General features: G+C 74.4%; 14 protein-coding genes. 12 read left to right on the top strand and 2 right to left on the bottom strand.

Translation table 11 applies throughout. The features are described 5' to 3' along the window. Together IE249_RS30710 and IE249_RS30715 are read left to right on the top strand one after the other, a co-directional pair. A partial coding sequence (locus tag IE249_RS30710) for a methionine adenosyltransferase domain-containing protein (RefSeq protein WP_189710049.1) occupies positions 1 to 360 on the top strand: 360 nt, incomplete at its 5' end. A 99-nt stretch (positions 361 to 459) separates the two neighbouring features. Beyond that, entirely contained in the window at positions 460 to 2,607 is a 2,148-nt protein-coding gene (locus tag IE249_RS30715; RefSeq protein WP_189710051.1) for a primosomal protein N', read from the top strand. A gap of 149 nt (positions 2,608 to 2,756) precedes the next feature. Here IE249_RS30715 and IE249_RS30720 read toward each other — a convergent pair whose 3' ends face one another. Beyond that, the gene (locus IE249_RS30720; RefSeq protein ID WP_189710053.1) at positions 2,757 to 3,299 is read right to left on the bottom strand and encodes a hypothetical protein; all 543 of its coding nucleotides are present in this window, start codon (positions 3,297 to 3,299) and stop codon (positions 2,757 to 2,759) included. A 226-nt stretch (positions 3,300 to 3,525) separates the two neighbouring features. Between IE249_RS30720 and fmt the strand changes: the two genes are divergently transcribed. Both fmt and IE249_RS30730 read left to right on the top strand, forming a co-directional pair. Continuing rightward, positions 3,526 to 4,458, top strand: coding sequence for a methionyl-tRNA formyltransferase (gene fmt, locus IE249_RS30725; RefSeq protein ID WP_189710055.1), 933 nt, complete (start codon positions 3,526 to 3,528; stop codon positions 4,456 to 4,458). A gap of 170 nt (positions 4,459 to 4,628) precedes the next feature. Next, positions 4,629 to 6,047 (top strand): RsmB/NOP family class I SAM-dependent RNA methyltransferase, encoded by a 1,419-nt coding sequence (locus IE249_RS30730; protein WP_189710058.1) that lies wholly within the window; start codon positions 4,629 to 4,631, stop codon positions 6,045 to 6,047. Here the strand turns inward: IE249_RS30730 and IE249_RS30735 are convergent. Further along, positions 6,028 to 7,575 carry an MFS transporter gene (locus tag IE249_RS30735; protein WP_189710060.1) on the bottom strand — a complete coding sequence of 516 codons (1,548 nt, stop codon included), beginning with the start codon at positions 7,573 to 7,575 and terminating at the stop codon, positions 6,028 to 6,030. The genes IE249_RS30730 and IE249_RS30735 overlap by 20 nt on opposite strands. Before the next feature lie 198 nt (positions 7,576 to 7,773). Here IE249_RS30735 and rpe point away from each other — a divergent pair, with 198 nt between their 5' ends. The 8 genes from rpe (at position 7,774) to IE249_RS30775 (ending at position 17,030) form a co-directional block, all read left to right on the top strand. Continuing rightward, positions 7,774 to 8,460, top strand: a complete 687-nt coding sequence (gene rpe / locus IE249_RS30740) for a ribulose-phosphate 3-epimerase (RefSeq protein ID WP_189710062.1) — start codon at positions 7,774 to 7,776, stop codon at positions 8,458 to 8,460. A 78-nt stretch (positions 8,461 to 8,538) separates the two neighbouring features. Then, positions 8,539 to 9,582 (top strand): sugar-binding transcriptional regulator, encoded by a 1,044-nt coding sequence (locus tag IE249_RS30745; RefSeq protein ID WP_189710064.1) that lies wholly within the window; start codon positions 8,539 to 8,541, stop codon positions 9,580 to 9,582. 283 nt (positions 9,583 to 9,865) lie between these two features. Further along, positions 9,866 to 11,308, top strand: a complete 1,443-nt coding sequence (locus tag IE249_RS30750; RefSeq protein WP_189710066.1) for a GuaB1 family IMP dehydrogenase-related protein — start codon at positions 9,866 to 9,868, stop codon at positions 11,306 to 11,308. Positions 11,309 to 11,604: 296 nt separating this feature from the next. After that, positions 11,605 to 13,104 carry an amino acid permease gene (locus IE249_RS30755; protein WP_189710068.1) on the top strand — a complete coding sequence of 500 codons (1,500 nt, stop codon included), beginning with the start codon at positions 11,605 to 11,607 and terminating at the stop codon, positions 13,102 to 13,104. Between the two features lie 10 nt (positions 13,105 to 13,114). Then, on the top strand, positions 13,115 to 13,567 hold the full coding sequence (locus IE249_RS30760) for an Lrp/AsnC family transcriptional regulator (protein WP_189710070.1): 453 nt from the start codon (positions 13,115 to 13,117) through the stop codon (positions 13,565 to 13,567). A 179-nt stretch (positions 13,568 to 13,746) separates the two neighbouring features. After that, a complete protein-coding gene (locus tag IE249_RS30765) occupies positions 13,747 to 16,194 on the top strand; it encodes a sensor histidine kinase (protein WP_189710072.1) in 2,448 nt (815 codons plus the stop codon). Continuing rightward, positions 16,181 to 16,639 (top strand): roadblock/LC7 domain-containing protein, encoded by a 459-nt coding sequence (locus IE249_RS30770; RefSeq protein ID WP_189710074.1) that lies wholly within the window; start codon positions 16,181 to 16,183, stop codon positions 16,637 to 16,639. Before IE249_RS30765 ends, IE249_RS30770 begins: the two co-directional genes overlap by 14 nt. Before the next feature lie 7 nt (positions 16,640 to 16,646). Next, a complete protein-coding gene (locus tag IE249_RS30775) occupies positions 16,647 to 17,030 on the top strand; it encodes a DUF742 domain-containing protein (protein ID WP_229859621.1) in 384 nt (127 codons plus the stop codon). Positions 17,031 to 17,201: the final 171 nt, after the last annotated feature.

Consider the following 17,201-nt stretch of genomic DNA (forward strand, 5'->3'; position numbering starts at 1 on the left):
GACCCCTCCAAGGTGGACCGCTCCGCCGCGTACGCGATGCGCTGGGTCGCCAAGAACGTCGTCGCGGCGGGCCTCGCATCCCGCTGCGAGGTGCAGGTCGCGTACGCGATCGGCAAGGCCGAGCCGGTGGGCCTGTTCGTCGAGACCTTCGGCACCCACAAGGTGGAGCCGGAGAAGATCGAGAAGGCGATCGACGAGGTCTTCGACCTCCGCCCCGCCGCGATCATCCGCGACCTCGACCTGCTCCGCCCGATCTACGCCAAGACCGCCGCCTACGGGCACTTCGGCCGCGAGCTGCCCGAGTTCACCTGGGAGCGCACCGACCGCGTGGACGCCCTGCGCGAGGCGGCCGGGCTGTAGGCACGGCCGGCAGCACCGCCACCCAGGCCCGGTTCCCCAACGGGGGAGCCGGGCCTCGGCCGTGCGCCGCTGTCAGTGGCATTTGGTAAGAATGCAAGCGTGAGCAGCGAGAACGGGCCGGGGGACGACGACGCCGCACAGGCGCCGCCGGAGCAGCTCGCGCTCATCCGGGAGAGCGTGCGCAAGGCCAAGGCGCCCCGGGCCAAGCCGCGCACCTGGCGGGGCGCCGCCCTGGCCGAGCACCTGCCCGTGGCGCGGGTGCTGGTCGACAAGGGCGTGCTCCACCTCGACCGGTACTTCGACTACGCCGTGCCCGCCGAGCTGGACGCCGACGCCCGGCCCGGCGTCCGGGTCCGGGTCCGCTTCGGGGCCGGACGGCACCGGGTGCGCGAGGGACGCCGCGAGGGCGGCGGACTCATCGACGGCTACCTCGTGGAGCGCCTCGCCGACTCCGACTACTCCGGACCGCTCGCGGCCCTCGCCCAGGTCGTCTCGCCCGAACCCGTGCTCAGCGCCGAACTGCTGGGCCTGGCCCGAGCCGTCGCCGACCGGTACGCGGGCAGCGTCGCCGACGTGCTCCAGCTCGCCGTGCCGCCGCGCAGCGCCCGTGCCGAACAGCGGCCCTCGCCCGCGCCGCTGCCCCCGCCGCCGGCCCCGGACCCCGGATCCTGGGCGCGGTACGAGCAGGGGAGCGCCTTCGTCGAGTCCCTGGCCGCCGGGGGCGCCCCCAGGGCCGTGTGGAACGCGCTGCCGGGGCCGCTGTGGTGCGAGGAACTGGCCCGGGCGGTCGCCGCGACGCTCGCCTCCGGGCGCGGCGCGCTGGTCGTCGTACCGGACGGGCGGGCCGCCGCGCGCGTGGACGCCGCGCTCACCGCCCTGCTGGGCGAGGGACGGCACGTGCTGCTCACGGCGGAGGCCGGCCCCGAGAAGCGGTACGCGCAGTGGCTCGCGGTGCGCAGGGGCGCCGTACGGGCCGTGGTGGGGACTCGGGCGGCCATGTTCGCGCCGGTCGCGGAGCTCGGGCTCGTCGCCGTATGGGACGACGGGGACGACAGCCACAGCGAGCAGCACGCGCCGCAGCCGCACGCCCGCGATGTGCTGCTGCTGCGCGCCGCGCTCGACAAGTGCGGCTTCCTGCTGGGCGGTTGGAGCTGCACGGTGGAGGCCGCCCAGCTCGTGGAGAGCGGCTGGGCGCGGCCCCTGGTCGCCGGACGGGAGCAGGTGCGGCGCGCCGCGCCCCTGGTGCGGACCGTGGGCGACGAGGACCTCGCCCGGGACGAGGCCGCCCGCGCCGCGCGGCTGCCCACGCTCGCCTGGCAGGTGGTCCGCGACGGGCTGCGGCACGGGCCGGTGCTGGTCCAGGTGCCCAGGCGGGGCTACGTCCCCCGGATGGCCTGCGCCAACTGCCGGGCCCCCGCCCGCTGCCGGCACTGCGCGGGCCCGCTCCAGGGGCAGGACGCCGGGACGCTGCGCTGCGGCTGGTGCGGCCGCGAGGAGGGCGCCTGGCACTGCCCGGAGTGCGGCGGCTTCCGGCTGCGCGCCCAGGTCGTGGGCGCCCGGCGCACCGCCGAGGAGCTCGGACGTGCCTTTCCCGCCGTGCCGGTGCGGACCTCGGGGCGCGAGCACGTGCTGGACACGGTGCCGGACGCTCCCGCGCTCGTCGTCAGCACGCCCGGCGCCGAGCCGGTCGCCGAGGGCGGGTACGCGGCCGCGCTGCTGCTGGACGGCTGGGCGATGCTCGGGCGGCCCGACCTGCGGGCCGGGGAGGACGCGCTGCGCAGATGGATCGCGGCCGGTGCGCTGGTGCGTCCGCAGGGTGAGCGGGGGACGGTGGTCGTCGTGGCCGAGCCGACCCTGCGGCCCGTGCAGGCGCTGGTGCGCTGGGACCCGGTGGGGCACGCGCTGCGGGAACTGGCCGAGCGGGCCGAGCTCGGCTTCCCGCCGGTGTCGCGCATGGCGGCGGTGTCGGGACCGCCGGAGTCGGTGGCGGAGTTCCTGGCCGCGGTCGAACTGCCCGCCGAGGCGCAGGTGTTGGGCCCCGTGCCCCTGCCGGTCACCCCGCCGGGCCGGCCCCGCCGCTCGGGCACGCCCCCGCCCGGCGAGCACTGGGACCGCGCCCTGATCCGCGTACCGCCCGGCAGCGGCTCCGCGCTCGCCACCGCCCTCAAAACCGCCCGGGCGTCCCGCACGGCACGGGGAACCGCCGACCCGGTATGGGTCCGGATCGACCCACCGGACATCGGCTGAGAGGGCGCGCGGGCGGCCCCAGGGCCGCGTTGGCGGGTCAGCTGTGGCCCGGGCTCGGTGAGCCGCCCCGTGGGTGGCCGTTGCGGGGCCAGGGACGGCGCGTCGTCGGGGCAGCCGTTGCGGGGGCCAGGGACGGCGCGTCGTCCGGGTCAGCCGTTGCGGGGACCGGGGAAGGCTGTGGGGCGGGCCTCGTCACGCAGGGACGGGCTGCCGGCCGTGGGCTGGGTCGGCATGGAGCGGGCCGCCGGGACCGTCGGCACCGCGGCGATGCCGCCGCCCACGTTGACCGTGCGGGTGCCGGAGGGCTCCGCGGTCCGCTCGGCCTCGGCGGCGGCCTGAGCGGCGGCCCGGCGCGCGCCGTAACGCCGGTGGACCGCCTGCTTGGTGACGCCGAGTGCCGAACCCACGGCGTCCCACGAGAAGCCGAGGGAGCGGTCGAAGTCCACGGCGGCGGTGACCAGGGTCTCGACGCTGTCCCGCAGTTCCTGCGCCAGGCGGACCGTCGGGGCGGGGGCACGCCCGTAGACGACGAAGCCCGTGGAGGGGCCGGTGCGGCGCGGGCGGTAGACGTTGCCCAGCTGGGCGGTGAGCGTGCGCAGTGCGTCCACCTGCCGGCGGACCCGCTCGATGTCCCGCACCAGCAAGTGCAGGCTGGCCCGGGCCTGGGCGTCGTGGGTTGCGTGGTCGGCCATGAACAAGCCTCTCGAACCGGCGTTGAAAGGAATCGGGCCGCCGATGCGGTCCCATTGTGGTCAACTCTTTCTTGACCAACGCGTTTTCCCTCCGCTGGTCACGGTGAGGGGGCGTAAGAAGATGTACGTACGCCCCCGTGGGTGGACGCGCGCTGCGCCGCCCGTCGTGGTCATAGACTGGTGCGCTGCCCGCCCGCCACGCCGCCCGAGAGGCCCAAGCCAGCCCATGAAGCTCGTCTTCGCCGGTACCCCCGAGGTCGCCGTACCCGCCCTGGACGCCCTGCTCGCCTCCGGACGGCACGAGGTGGCCGCCGTCGTCACCCGGCCCGACGCGCCGGCCGGACGCGGGCGCAGGCTGGTCGCGAGCCCGGTCGCCGAGCGGGCCCAGGAGGCCGGTATCGAGGTGCTGAAGCCGGTCAAGCCGCGCGAGCCGGAGTTCCTGGAGCGGCTGAGGGAGATCGCCCCGGACTGCTGCCCGGTCGTCGCCTACGGCGCCCTGCTGCCCAGGGTGGCCCTGGACGTGCCGGCCCACGGCTGGGTCAACCTGCACTTCTCGCTGCTGCCCGCCTGGCGCGGCGCCGCGCCCGTGCAGCACGCCCTGATGGCGGGCGACGAGATCACCGGTGCCTCCACCTTCCTCATCGAGGAGGGGCTCGACTCCGGGCCCGTCTACGGCACGGTCACGGAGGAGATCCGGCCCACCGACACCAGCGGCGACCTCCTCACCCGGCTCGCCTTCGCCGGCGCAGGACTGCTCGCCGCGACCATGGACGGCATCGAGGACGGCACCCTCAAGGCCGTGCCGCAGCCCGCCGAGGGCGTCACCCTCGCACCGAAGATCACGGTCGAGGACGCGAAGGTCGACTGGAGCACGCCCGCGCTGCGGGTGGACCGGGTGGTGCGCGGGTGCACGCCCGCGCCCGGCGCGTGGACCACCTTCCGCGGTGAGCGGCTGAAGCTGATCCAGGCCACCCCCGTGCCCGGGCGCTCCGACCTCGCGCCGGGCGCGCTCGCCGCGGGCAAGAACAGCGTCCACGTCGGCACCGGCTCCTACGCCGTCGAGCTGCTCTGGGTCCAGGCACAGGGCAAGAGGCCGATGAGCGCCGCCGACTGGGCCCGCGGCGCCCGCATCACCGAGGGCGAATTCCTCGGCACCTGAGCGGCCCCCCCCGCCGCGGGCGGGAAGCCCGGGGAGACGGAGCGCGGGGCGGGAGCCGGCCGGGGTGGGGCGTTCGGGGCGGCGCCGGCCGGGGTGGGGCGTTCGGGGCGGCGCCGGCCGGGACGTAGGGTGGAGGTACCGCGCACTCGGACATCCGGAGCACCTTTTTCGTGAGCGACACCGACCGTCGGCCCCGCAGGGCCGGCAAGCCCTACCGCCGTCCCCAGAAGGACCCCGTCCGCATCCTCGCCTTCGACGCGCTGCGCGCCGTGGACGAGCGGGACGCGTACGCCAACCTCGTGCTGCCCCCGCTGCTGCGCAAGGCGCGCGAGAAGGGCGGCTTCGACGGCCGGGACGCCGCGCTCGCGACCGAGCTGGTGTACGGCACGCTGCGGCGCCAGGGGACGTACGACGCGATCCTCGCCGCCTGCGTCGACCGGCCGCTCCGGGAGGTCGACCCGCCCGTTCTCGACGTACTGACCCTCGGCGCCCACCAGTTGCTCGGGACGCGCATCCCGAGCCACGCCGCCGTCTCCTCCACCGTCGAGCTCGCCCGCGTCGTCCTCGGCGACGGGCGGGCCAAGTTCGTCAACGCCGTGCTGCGCAAGGTCGCGCAGAACGACCTCGACGGCTGGCTGGAGAAGGTCGCCCCGCCCTACGACGAGGACCCCGAGGACCACCTCGCCGTCGTCCACTCCCACCCGCGCTGGGTCGTCTCCGCCCTGTGGGACTCCCTCGGCGGCGGCCGGGCCGGCATCGAGGACCTGCTGGAGGCGGACAACGAGCGGCCCGAGGTCACCCTGGTGGCCCGCCCCGGGCGGGCCACCGCCGAGGAGCTGCTGCGCGAGGAGGCCGCCGTGCCGGGCCGCTGGTCCCCGTACGCGGTGCGGCTCACCGAGGGCGGCGAGCCGGGCGCGGTGGACGCCGTGCGGGAGGGCCGCGCGGGCGTGCAGGACGAGGGCAGCCAGCTCGTAGCCCTGGCCCTGGCGAACGCGCCCCTGGACGGTCCCGACGGCAAGTGGCTCGACGCCTGTGCGGGCCCCGGCGGCAAGGCGGCGCTGCTCGCCGCGCTCGCCGCCGAACGCGGTGCCGCGCTGCTCGCCTCCGAGAAGCAGCCCCACCGCGCCGGCCTGGTGGCCAAGGCGCTCGCCGGAAACCCGGGCCCCTACCAGGTGATCGCCGCCGACGGCACCCGTCCGCCGTGGCGGCCCGGAAGCTTCGACCGCGTCCTCGTCGACGTGCCCTGCACCGGTCTGGGCGCCCTGCGCCGCCGCCCGGAGGCACGCTGGCGCCGCCGCCCGGAGGACCTGGACGGTTTCGCCCCGCTCCAGCGCGGGCTGCTGCGCACGGCCCTGGAGTCGGTGCGGCCCGGCGGTGTCGTCGGCTACGCCACCTGCTCGCCCCACCTCGCCGAGACCCGCGCCGTCGTCGCCGACGTGCTCAAGCAGTTCCCCGCGGCCGAACTGATCGACGCCCGCCCCCTCCTGCCCGGCGTCCCCGCCCTCGGCGACGGCCCGGACGTACAACTGTGGCCCCACCTGCACGGCACCGACGCGATGTACCTCGCCCTCATTCGGCGGACCGCCTGACCGAGGCCGGCCCGGGCATCAGGAAGTGGGCCGCCACCGCGAGCAGCAAGGGCAGCAGGCTGACGGTCAGCATGGTCAGCCGCAGTCCGTTGCTGAAATCCAGACCGAGGTCGAGGCCCGCCGCCTGCCGGAGCAGGTTCGGGTCGTACACGGCCGTGCCCGGGGGACTCACCGCCAGCTGGCTGCGCACGGCGTCCACCGCCTGCGTGGCCCGCGGCACCGACAGATTGCGCGTGGCGGCGTCGGCGAGCCACTCCCGGTGGAAGAAGAAGTTCAGCAGCAGCACGTAGACGGTCGGGCCGAGCGCGGCGCCGGTCATGCAGGAGGCCGACTGCATGGACGCCACCGTGCCGGAGCGCCCTTGCGGTGCGTGGGCGAGGACCGTCTCGGAGACCGAGGTGGAGGTGATCGTCACCCCGAGGTTGCACAGCCAGGTCGCCAGCAGGAGCAGCCACAGCGCCATCGTGGGACCCGCCGTGCCCGCCATGACCAGGGCGCTGGCCGTCAGCACCAGCAGACCGGTGACCATGACCGGCCGCGGGGTGTACCGGCCCATGAGGTGCCCGGCAAGGATCACGGAACCGGCGACCAGCCCGGTGCCGGGGAGAAAGAGCAGGCCGATGGCCTGCGGCGGCAGGGACAGCACCGCCGCGCCGAACTGCCCCAGTGAGAAGCTGAACCCGGTGCCGAGGAAGTTGAGCGCGAGGGCCGCCGCCAGGGCAACGCTGAACGCGGGAACGCGGAACAGCGCCAGATCCACCGCGGGTTCGGGAGCACGCCGTTCGTGCAGCACGAAGCCCACCGCGGCCGCCAGGCTGATCAGCAGGGGCACCCAGGTCTGGGGCCGGGTGACGCCGTTCTGCGCTGCGGCCATGCCGACGACCAGGGACAGCAGGGCAAGGCCCACCAGGACCACGGCGGCCACGTCGAGCCGGCGGCGTTCCTGGGCGGGCGGCCGGGGGACGTACCGGGCGGTGAGCCAGAGCGAGAGCACGCACAGCAGCGGGGCGATGAGGAACATGGACCGCCAGCCGGCGACCTGCACCAGCCAGCCCGCGAACGCGGGGGTCACCCCGCACAGGAGCATCTCGATGGCCATGAACACACCAAGCGCGGCGGGTCGCTTCTCCGGCGTCACCGAGACCTTGAGCAGGGCCAGGGACACGCCCAGCAGGCAGGTCAGTCCCAGTCCGTCGAGGAAGCGCATCGCCAGCAGGAAACCGTAGCCGGGGGCGAGCATGGACAGCAGGTTGGCGACGGAGACGACGACGAGGCCCGACATCAGCAGCCGCTTCAGCCCGAACGCGTCGGCGAGGTTGCCCGCGGCGAGGACGGCGGCGGCCACCACCAGCGTCGCCGCCCCGGTGAGCAGCCCCACGAGGTTGGGCGGCACGTGGAGGGCGTGGCTGACCTCCGACAGGTTCAGGCTGAGCACCAGCGGGTCGACGACGGTGACCGTGAAGGCCAGGGCCGGTCCGAGGACGACGGGCAGGTTCCTCGCGCTGGATTTCGTGGGGGCCGTCGGCACCGCAACACCTCCGTGGTCCGGCAGGCCGTCTGCCGGTCGACCATAGAACGGCAGCCCCCGGCCACCGCGCTTTTCCGGGCCGACGCGCGCACGGCGACCGGCGTTCGGGTCGGCCGCGGCCCCGCGCGCGCTCCGATCCGCGCATCAGGAGCCGGTACCGGGGCGAACAACCGTGCCGAGGCATGGCAGGCTTGGGGCATGGCCGTGCAGATCAACCCCAGCATCCTGTCCGCCGACTTCGCGCGCCTCGCCGAGGAGGCGAAGGCGGTCGAAGGGGCCGACTGGCTCCACGTCGACGTGATGGACAACCACTTCGTCCCCAATCTCACGCTCGGCGTACCGGTCGTAGAGTCGCTGGCCCGCGCGACGGACACGCCGCTGGACTGCCATCTGATGATCGAGGACGCCGATCGGTGGGCCCCGCAGTACGTCGAAGCGGGCGCCTCCTCGGTCACCTTCCACGTCGAGGCGGCCGCCGCGCCCGTGCGGCTCGCCCGCGAGATCCGCGCCAAGGGCGCCCGCGCCTCCATGGCGCTCAAGCCCGCCACCCCCATCGAGCCCTACGAGGACCTGCTCCCCGAGCTCGACATGCTCCTGATCATGACGGTGGAGCCGGGCTTCGGCGGGCAGGCCTTCCTCGACATCATGCTGCCCAAGATCCGCCGTACCAGGGAGCTGATCAGCAAGCACGGCCTCCAGCTGTGGCTCCAGGTCGACGGCGGGGTGTCGGCGTCGACGATCGAGCGCTGCGCGGACGCGGGCGCCGACGTCTTCGTCGCCGGCTCGGCGGTCTACGGGGCGAACGACCCGGCAGAAGCGGTACGTGCACTGCGCACGCAGGCGGAGACGGCCACCGCGAAAGCGTCCTGGGCGTGCGACCACTGAGCCACAGCTACGTGAACGGCTCCCATCAGGGCTGATCAAGTGCGCCGGATCTGCAAGGATGAACGGCGAGTCCAGAGTGTGAACAGCAGTGAGGAGATCGCCGTGTCGGGTATGTCGGCGGGCCGGTCAGCAGTGCGGATGGGACCCGCTGAGCTGGTGCAGGCGGCGGCCATGGCCCGCCGCTTCTACCTCGAGGGCAAGTCGAAGATCCAGATCGCCGAGGAGTTCGGCGTCAGCCGCTTCAAGGTGGCCCGGGTCCTGGAGACCGCCCTCGAACGGGATCTCGTACGCATCGAGATCCGCGTGCCGGCCGAGCTGGACGCCGAGCGCTCCGACGCGCTGCGCGCCCGCTACGGCCTCAGGCACGCCGTCGTGGTGGAGTCCCCGGCCGAGGCAGAGGAGACGCCCGACCCGGAGAACCTCGGAGAAGTGGCCGCCGACCTGCTCGGCGAGCTCGTCAACGAGGGAGACGTGCTCGGCCTGGCCTGGGGCCGCTCCACCATCCACATGGCGGCGGCCCTGGACCGGCTGCCCCCGTGCACGGTGGTGCAGCTGACCGGTGTGTACGACGCCGGGACCTCCGAGCGCGGCTCGGTGGAGGCCGTGCGCCGCGCCGCCCAGGTCTCCGGCGGCGACGCCCACCCCATCTACGCGCCGATGCTGCTGCCGGACGCGGCCACCGCGGCCGCGCTGCGCAACCAGACGGGGATCGCCCGCGCCTTCGAGTACTTCGACAAGGTGACGGTCGCCTGCGTGTCCATCGGCTCCTGGGAGCCGGGCATCTCCACGGTGCACGACATGCTCAGCGAGGAGGAGCGCGCCCACTACGCCTCCCTCGGCGTCGCCGCCGAGATGGCCGCGCACCTCTTCGACGCCGAGGGGCGCCGCGTCGGACGGGACCTGGGCGAGCGGTGCATCACGGTCAAGGCCGACCAACTGCGCCGTATCCCCGAGGTCGTCGCGATCGCGGGCGGGCAGCGCAAGGCGACGGCGATCGACGCGGTGCTGCGCTCGGGCCTGGTCACCAGCCTGGTGACCGACACCTCGGCCGCGGACTACCTGATGACGGCGGGGACCACCCCGAAGCCCGCCCTCAACCGGGCGGACCCGGACGGAATCTGACCGCCTCCGGCGGCCGGGCCCCGAAGGGGATCGAGCAGATCGGGGACGGCCGTGGCACCGTCGGCGCATGGTGCCGCGGTCCGTCCCCCGGCCAGTGTCGCCCCGGTCCTTGTGACGGTCCTTGTGACGGTCCTTGGAGGATCCTCCCAGCCCGTCCCCGGCCGGCCTGGACGTTGTGACAGTGCGTGACGGCGGGCCGGGCATGGGACAATGAAGTACGTGCTCTTTTCCCCCTGGCGCACCCGTCGGGGGGTCACCTCTGATCGACTGGGATGTGCGGCACGTGCGTTTCCTCAATGACATCCAGCCCGCGTACGACCTGACGTACGACGACGTCTTCATGGTGCCGAGCCGCAGTGCGGTCGGCTCGCGTCAGGGCGTGGACCTCGGCTCCCCGGACGGCACGGGCACCACGATCCCGCTGGTCGTCGCCAACATGACCGCCATCGCCGGCCGCCGCATGGCGGAGACGGTGGCCCGGCGCGGCGGCCTCGTGGTCATCCCGCAGGACATCCCGATCGAGGTCGTCACCGAGGTCGTGTCCTGGGTCAAGAGCCGCCATCTCGTGCTCGACACCCCGATCGTGCTGGCCCCGCACCAGACGGTCGCGGACGCCCTCGCCCTGCTGCCCAAGCGTGCGCACAACGCCGGCGTGGTCGTCGACGAGGAACACCGTCCCGTCGGGGTCGTCACCGACCAGGACCTCACCGGCGTCGACCGCTTCACCCAGCTCGAAGTGGTCATGAGCAAGGACCTGCTCCTGCTGGACGCGGACATCGACCCGCGCGAGGCGTTCAACACCCTGGACGGCGCCAACCGGCGTTACGCGCCCGCCGTCGACAAGGACGGCAGGCTGGCGGGCATCCTCACCCGCAAGGGCGCCCTGCGGGCGACCCTCTACACACCGGCCACCGACGCCGACGGCAGGCTGCGCACGGCCGCCGCCGTGGGCATCAACGGCGATGTGGCGGGCAAGGCCGAGCAGCTGCTGGCCGCGGGCGTGGACACCCTCGTCATCGACACCGCGCACGGCCACCAGGAGTCGATGATCAGCGCCGTCAAGCTGGTGCGCGACCTCGACCCGCGGGTGCCGATCGTGGCCGGCAACATCGTCTCCGCCGAGGGCGTCAAGGACCTGATCGACGCGGGCGCGGACATCATCAAGGTCGGCGTCGGCCCCGGCGCCATGTGCACCACGCGCATGATGACCGGCGTGGGCCGCCCGCAGTTCTCCGCCGTCCTGGAGTGCGCGGCCGAGGCCAGGAAGTACGGCAAGCACGTGTGGGCCGACGGCGGGGTCCGTCACCCGCGCGACGTGGCGATGGCGCTCGCGGCCGGCGCGTCCAACGTGATGATCGGCTCCTGGTTCGCCGGGACCTACGAGTCCCCGGGCGACCTTCAGCAGGACGCGAGCGGCCGCCTCTACAAGGAGTCCTTCGGCATGGCCTCCGCGCGCGCCGTGCGCAACCGCACATCGGAGGAGTCCGCCTACGACCGCGCCCGCAAGGCGCTGTTCGAGGAGGGCATCTCCACCTCGCGCATGTACCTCGACCCGGTCCGTCCGGGCGTGGAGGACCTGATCGACTCGATCATCGCGGGCGTGCGCTCCTCGTGCACCTACGCCGGCGCCGCCTCCCTGGAGGAGTTCACCGAGAAGGCCGTCGTCGGCATCCAGAGCGCGGCGGGCTACGCCGAGGGCAAGCCGCTGCACGCCAGCTGGAGCTGACCGCTCCGCCGGGCGGCCGTGGCGTCCCCGAACCGGCGGTCGTGACGCCCTCGCCGGGCCGCCGCGAAGCGTTCCGCCGGTGTCCTTGCGGCGCCGGGCAATGAAACGCGCACGCTTCGCGCACACACGCAAGGATCTTGCGTGTGTGCGCAAGGCTGCTGCATTACGCCCGTGAACCGTCGCCTCATAGGGTGCTTCGCTGTACGAGGCGTGCGGGGACCCCGCTCGGTGGGTTCCCGCGGGACGGGGCGCACCGGTCACCGCCGCCCAGCCCCGCAGCGACGAAGGAGCCGCGCGTGCTCGACCAAGGCGCACCCCCGCAGAACCGAACAGCCACCGTCCCCCTGTCCGCGGCCGCCCGCCTGATGCGGCGCAAGCCCGTGGAGCGCCTGGTCGCGGAGGGTGGCCAGGGCGAGGGAGGGGCGCTGCGGCGGTCCCTGGGGCTGTGGCAGCTCACCATGATCAGCATCGGCGCCACGCTCGGCACCGGCATCTTCGTGGTCCTCGGCGAGGCGGTGCCCAAGGCCGGCCCGGCCGTCACGCTCTCCTTCGTGATCGCCGGTCTGACCGCGCTGTTCTCGGCCCTGTCGTACGCGGAGCTGGCCGGCACCATCCCGGTCGCCGGCTCCTCCTACTCGTACGCATACGCAACGATGGGCGAGCTGATCGCCTGGGTGTGCGGCTGGTGCCTGGTGCTGGAGTACGGCGTGTCGGTGGCCGCCGTGGCCGTGGGCTGGGGCGAGTACCTCAACGAACTGCTCAAGGGCACCATCGGCGTGACCATCCCGGCCGCGCTGTCGGCGCCGCCCGGGGACGGCGGCGTCTTCAACCTGCCGGCGCTGATCGTCGTCCTGCTGGCGATGGTCTTCCTGATGGGCGGCGCCAAGGAGTCCGCCCGCGCCAACACCATCATGGTGTGTGTGAAGATCGCGGCGCTGGTGATGTTCTGCGCCATCGGCGTCCAGGGCTTCCGCTCCGGCAACTACTCGCACTTCATGCCGCTGGGCATGAGCGGGGTGAGTGCGGCGGGCGCGACGCTCTTCTTCTCGTACATCGGCTTCGACGCCGCCTCCACGGCGGGCGAGGAGGCGAAGAACGCCCAGCGCGACCTGCCCCGCGCGATCATGCTGTCGCTGGTCATCGTCACCGCGCTCTATGTCCTGGTCGCGGCGGTCGCGGTCGGCGCCAAGCCCTGGCAGAGGTTCAACGACTCCGAGGCCGCGCTCGCCCAGATCATGCGCGACGTCACCGGCCAGAGCTTCTGGGGCACCCTGCTGGCCTTCTGCGCGGTCATCGCCATCGCGAGCGTGGTCCTGACCGTCCTCTACGGCCAGACCCGCATCCTGTTCGCGATGTCCCGCGACGGCCTGGTGCCCAAGGTGTTCTCGCGGGTCCACCCCAGGAGCGGGGCCCCGCGCGCCAACACGGTGATCGTGTCGCTGTTCTGCGGCGTGCTCGCGGCCGCCATCCCGCTGGGCCAGCTCGCCGACGCCACCAGCATCGGCACCCTGTTCGCCTTCGCGCTCGTCAATGTGGCCGTGGTGGTGCTGCGCCGGACCCGCCCGCACATGCACCGCAGCTTCCGGGTGCCGCTGTCGCCGGTGCTGCCCGCGGTGGGCTTGCTGTTCTGCGTCTGGATGATGGGCAGCCTGTCCACCGTCACCTGGGTGGTCTTCGGCGGCTGGATGGCGGTCGGGCTCGTGTTCTACTTCGTGTACGGCTACCGGCGCTCCCGTCTCGCGGCGCCGTCGGTGCCGTCCGAGCCGACCGCACCATCCGCACCATCCGAGAAGTGATCCGCCCACCGTGCTGAACGATCTCGACGAACGCATCGTGCACGCCCTCGCCGAGGACGCCCGCCGCTCCTACGCGGACATCGGGCAGCTCGTCGGCCTGTCCGCGCCCGCCGTCAAGCGGCGCGTCGACCGGCTGCGCGCCACCGGCGCCATCACCGGTTTCACCGTGCGCGTGGACCCGGCGGCGCTCGGCTGGGAGACCGAGGGGTACGTCGAGATCTACTGCCGGCGCAACACCTCGCCGGAGACCATCCAGCGGGGCCTGGAGCGCTACCAGGAGGTCGTGTCCGCGTCCACCGTCACCGGGGACGCGGACGCGATCGCCCAGGTCTTCGCCGCCGACATGCGGCACTTCGAGCGGGTCCTGGAGCGCATCGCGGGGGAGCCGTTCGTGGAGCGCACCAAGTCGGTGCTGGTGCTCTCGCCGCTGCTGCGGCGGTTCTCCTCGGGGGCGCCGAGCTGAGGCCGGCCGTCCGGGCCGGGGCCGACGGCCGGTTACCGCGGGTAAGCATTGCGGTCCCCGCGGGTGATCCCGTAGGTTGTCCGGCACTTACTACCCGCCGGTAACACCGGTGTGCCGCCGGAACCGTCCCCACCACCGCCGGCCGGCAGCCGGCCGCTCGGCACGTCCCCGGGGAGACCATGCGCTGGCCCATCGGCCGTCCCACCACGGTCCGCGCCCGGATCGTGGCCCTCGCCCTCGCCCCCGTCCTCGCGCTGATGACGCTGTGGGGATTCGCCATGGTCTCGGTCACCTCCGACCTGCGCGCCCTCATCCGCCTCCAGGGCGTCTACGAGGACTTCGGAACCCCCGTCGACACGGCGATCGGCCAGATCCAGATCGAACGCCGGCTCGCGGCGGCCTACCTGGGCGGGCCCGCGCGCACGGGCGCCGCCGTCGACCTTCTCGAACAGCAGCGCCGTACCGACAGCGCCGTCGCCGCGATGCGCACGGCGATCCAGGACGGCGACCGCGGACGGCTCACCGGGGCCCAGCGGCGGGTGCTGGACACCATGGCGGCCACCACGGGCCGGCTCGAGGCGCTGCGCGAGCGGGTGCTCGCCCGCGGCATCACCTGGGACCGCGCGGTGACCGAGTACGACGCGCTGGTCGAGCCCGGCTTCGAGGTCCAGTCCTCGCTCACCGCGCTCCAGGCCGGACAGCTCGCCCGGGAGGCGCAGGTCGTCGTCGAACTGGTGCGGGTGCGCGAGTTCGTCTCCCGCGAGGACGCGCTCGTCGCCGGGGCCCGCGCCGCCGGCACCCTCACCGCGGGGCAGTACGCCATGCTCACCGCCGCCATCGAGGACCGACGGGTCTTCGAGCGGACATACGTGCCGTCGCTGCCCGCCGACTCGCGGGCCCTGTTCGAGCGCTTCCAGGACGAGGACGTGCACCGGGCGCTCACCCGCGGCGAGGACGCCCTGCTGCGGGCGGGCCCGGCCGGTGCCGGACGGGCGGTCGCGGCCGGCTCCTGGCGCACCACCACCGACCGGGCCGTCAAGCGCTACATGCAGCTGTGCACCCGCTCCGCCGAGAACTCGGCCGCGCGCGGGCGCGCCTTCGCCTACCGGGAGCTCGCCAGGGCCGCCGTCGTCGGCGCGCTCGGACTCGCCGCCGTCGCCCTGCCGCTGTGGTTCGCGGTGCGCGGCGCCCGCCGTATCTCACGCCGCCTGGAGACTCTGCGGGACGCCGCCGACCTGCTCACCACCCGCCAACTCCCTGATGTGATGGCACGGTTGAGCGCCGGTAAGGAGGTCGACGCCGCGGCGGAGGCGCCGCCGCTGGCCGACACCGGGCCGCGGCCCGACGAGATCGGACAGGTCGGCCGCTCCTTCAACGCGGCCCGGCTCGCCGCCGTCGAGGCCGCCGTCAAACAGGCCGGGCTGCGGCGCGGGCTGTTCGCGGTACTGCTCAACATCGCCCGGCGCAACCAGGCGCTGGTGCACCGCCAGCTCAAGCTCGTCGACACCCTGGAGCGGCGCACCGAGGACCCCGACACCCTGCGGGAGCTGTTCCGCATCGACCATCTGACCACCAGGATGCGGCGCCACGCGGAGAGCCTCATCATCCTCTCCGGAGCGGCGCCCGGCCGCCGGTGGCGGCGCCCCGTTCCGATCGCCGACGTGGTGGCCTCCGCGGTGAGCGAGATCGAGGACTACACGCGGGTCGAGGTACCGCCGATGCCGAGGGCCGGCGTCGCCGCGGACGCCGTCGCCGACGTCGTGCACCTGATCGCCGAGCTGCTGGAGAACGCCACGGTGTTCTCCCCGCCGCACACCCGGGTCACCCTGCGCACCGGGCACGCGCGCGGCGGGTTCGTGCTCGAGATCGACGACCGGGGGCTCGGGCTCGACCCCGACCAGATCGAGGACGCCCACCGCACCCTCACCCGCCCCGACGACTTCGACCCCACCCGCCACGACCGCCTCGGCCTGTACGTGGTCGGCCGCCTCGCCGCCCGCCACGGCATCGAGGTCACGCTGACGCGCTCGCCGTACGGCGGCACGACGGCGGTGGTCCTGCTCCCCGAAACAGTCCTCGCGGACGAACCCCCGGCCACGGGGCCCCTGCCCGGACGCCCACCGACCAAGGAACACCCGCCCCGCACCCTCGCCCCGGTCCACCCCCTCCCCACCCGCCCCCGCCCCGCACCGACACCGGAGCCGGCCGGAGCCGGCAGCACGGGGGCGCCCACGCCCACCGGGGCCGGCCTCGCGGCGGTGCCCGATTCCACTGGGGCCGGCGTCACGGAGGCGGTGCCCGCGCCCACCGGGCCTGGCGCCACGGCGGTGCCTGAGCCCGCCGGGTCCGGCGTCGCGGCGGAGACCGAGCCCGCCGGGGCCGGCGTACGTGCGGCGCCCGCGCTGCCCACGCGCGTGCGGCAGAGGTCGCTCGCACCCGAGCTGCGGGCCGGGGGTGACGTGAGCGCCCCCGGCGGGCCGGCGCCGCGCGAGGTCAGCGCCGAGGAGATGCGGGACGTCTTCGGCGCCTTCCAGCGCGGACTCGACCGCGGCCGCCGCGGCGTCCCCACCGCGCCCGCGCAGCCAACCCGTACCCAGGAAGGGATCGACACCGATGGCGCACCGTGATGAGGAAGCGCAGGCAGCCGACGTGGAGCAGGGGGCGGGACTGCCCGGGAGCGGGCTCGGGTGGCTTCTCGACGACCTCGTGGCCAGGACCGGGCACGTCCGCCACGCCGTGCTGCTCACCGCCGACGGGCTGCCGCTGAGCTGCTCCGAGGGCATGCGCAGGCGCGACATCGAGCACCTCGCCGCCGTCTCGTCAGGCTTCCACAGCCTGGCCGGCTCGGCCGGCGAGCGGTTCGCTGCCGGTGAGGTGCGGCAGACCATGGTGATGCTCGACGACGCCTATCTCTTCGTCACCCCGGCCGGCCGGGGCAGCCGTCTGGCGGTGCTCAGCGACGTACAGACCGACGTCGGGCAGCTCGCCCACGAGATGGCCCTCCTCGTGCGCAAGGTCGGCCGCCACATGAGCGCCGCCGCACGCACGGACGCGGATCCCGCCGCACCCTGATCCCGCCGTGACCGACGACCACTGGTACGAGGACGAAACCGGGGCCATGGTGCGCCCCTACACCGTCACCCGGGGCCGCACCCGCCCCTCCGACCGGCACACCATCGACCTGATGTCCCAGGTCACCGCCCTCGGCCAGGACGCGGACCGACGACCGGGCCTGGACCACGCCGCCGCCGCGCTGCTCGCCCTCACGCGCCGCGCTCCCCGCCCGGTCGTCGAACTGGCCGCCGACGCCGACCTCCCGCTGACCGTCGTACGCGTGCTGCTCGGCGATCTCGCCGAGGCCGGCCTCGTCCGCATCGACCCGCCCCGCACCGTGGACCCGCACGGACCGGCCGCCGACCCCGGGCTGCTGCGCGAGATCGTGGAGCGGCTGCGCGAGCTGTGAGCCGCCCGCGGCGACGGCGCGGGAGGCCGCGACCGGGAGGCCCCGCGAGGGCACGGGAGGCCCACCGGCGGCGCGGGAGGCCACGACCGGCAGGGCCCGCGAGGGCGCGGTGGCCGGGTGCGAAGCGGCCCGCTGCGCCGTAGGAGGCCGTGGCCGGAAGGGCCCGCGGCG

The organism is Streptomyces anandii JCM 4720 (genome assembly GCF_014650655.1).
Lineage (GTDB): Bacteria > Actinomycetota > Actinomycetes > Streptomycetales > Streptomycetaceae > Streptomyces > Streptomyces anandii.

Coding starts and splice junctions, on each gene's coding strand:
- IE249_RS30720 (WP_189710053.1), bottom strand. CDS start 3,299: ATGGCCGACCACGCAACCCACGACGCCCAGGCCCGGGCCAGCCTGCAC.
- fmt (WP_189710055.1), top strand. CDS start 3,526: ATGAAGCTCGTCTTCGCCGGTACCCCCGAGGTCGCCGTACCCGCCCTG.
- rpe (WP_189710062.1), top strand. CDS start 7,774: ATGGCCGTGCAGATCAACCCCAGCATCCTGTCCGCCGACTTCGCGCGC.
- IE249_RS30765 (WP_189710072.1), top strand. CDS start 13,747: ATGCGCTGGCCCATCGGCCGTCCCACCACGGTCCGCGCCCGGATCGTG.
- IE249_RS30770 (WP_189710074.1), top strand. CDS start 16,181: ATGGCGCACCGTGATGAGGAAGCGCAGGCAGCCGACGTGGAGCAGGGG.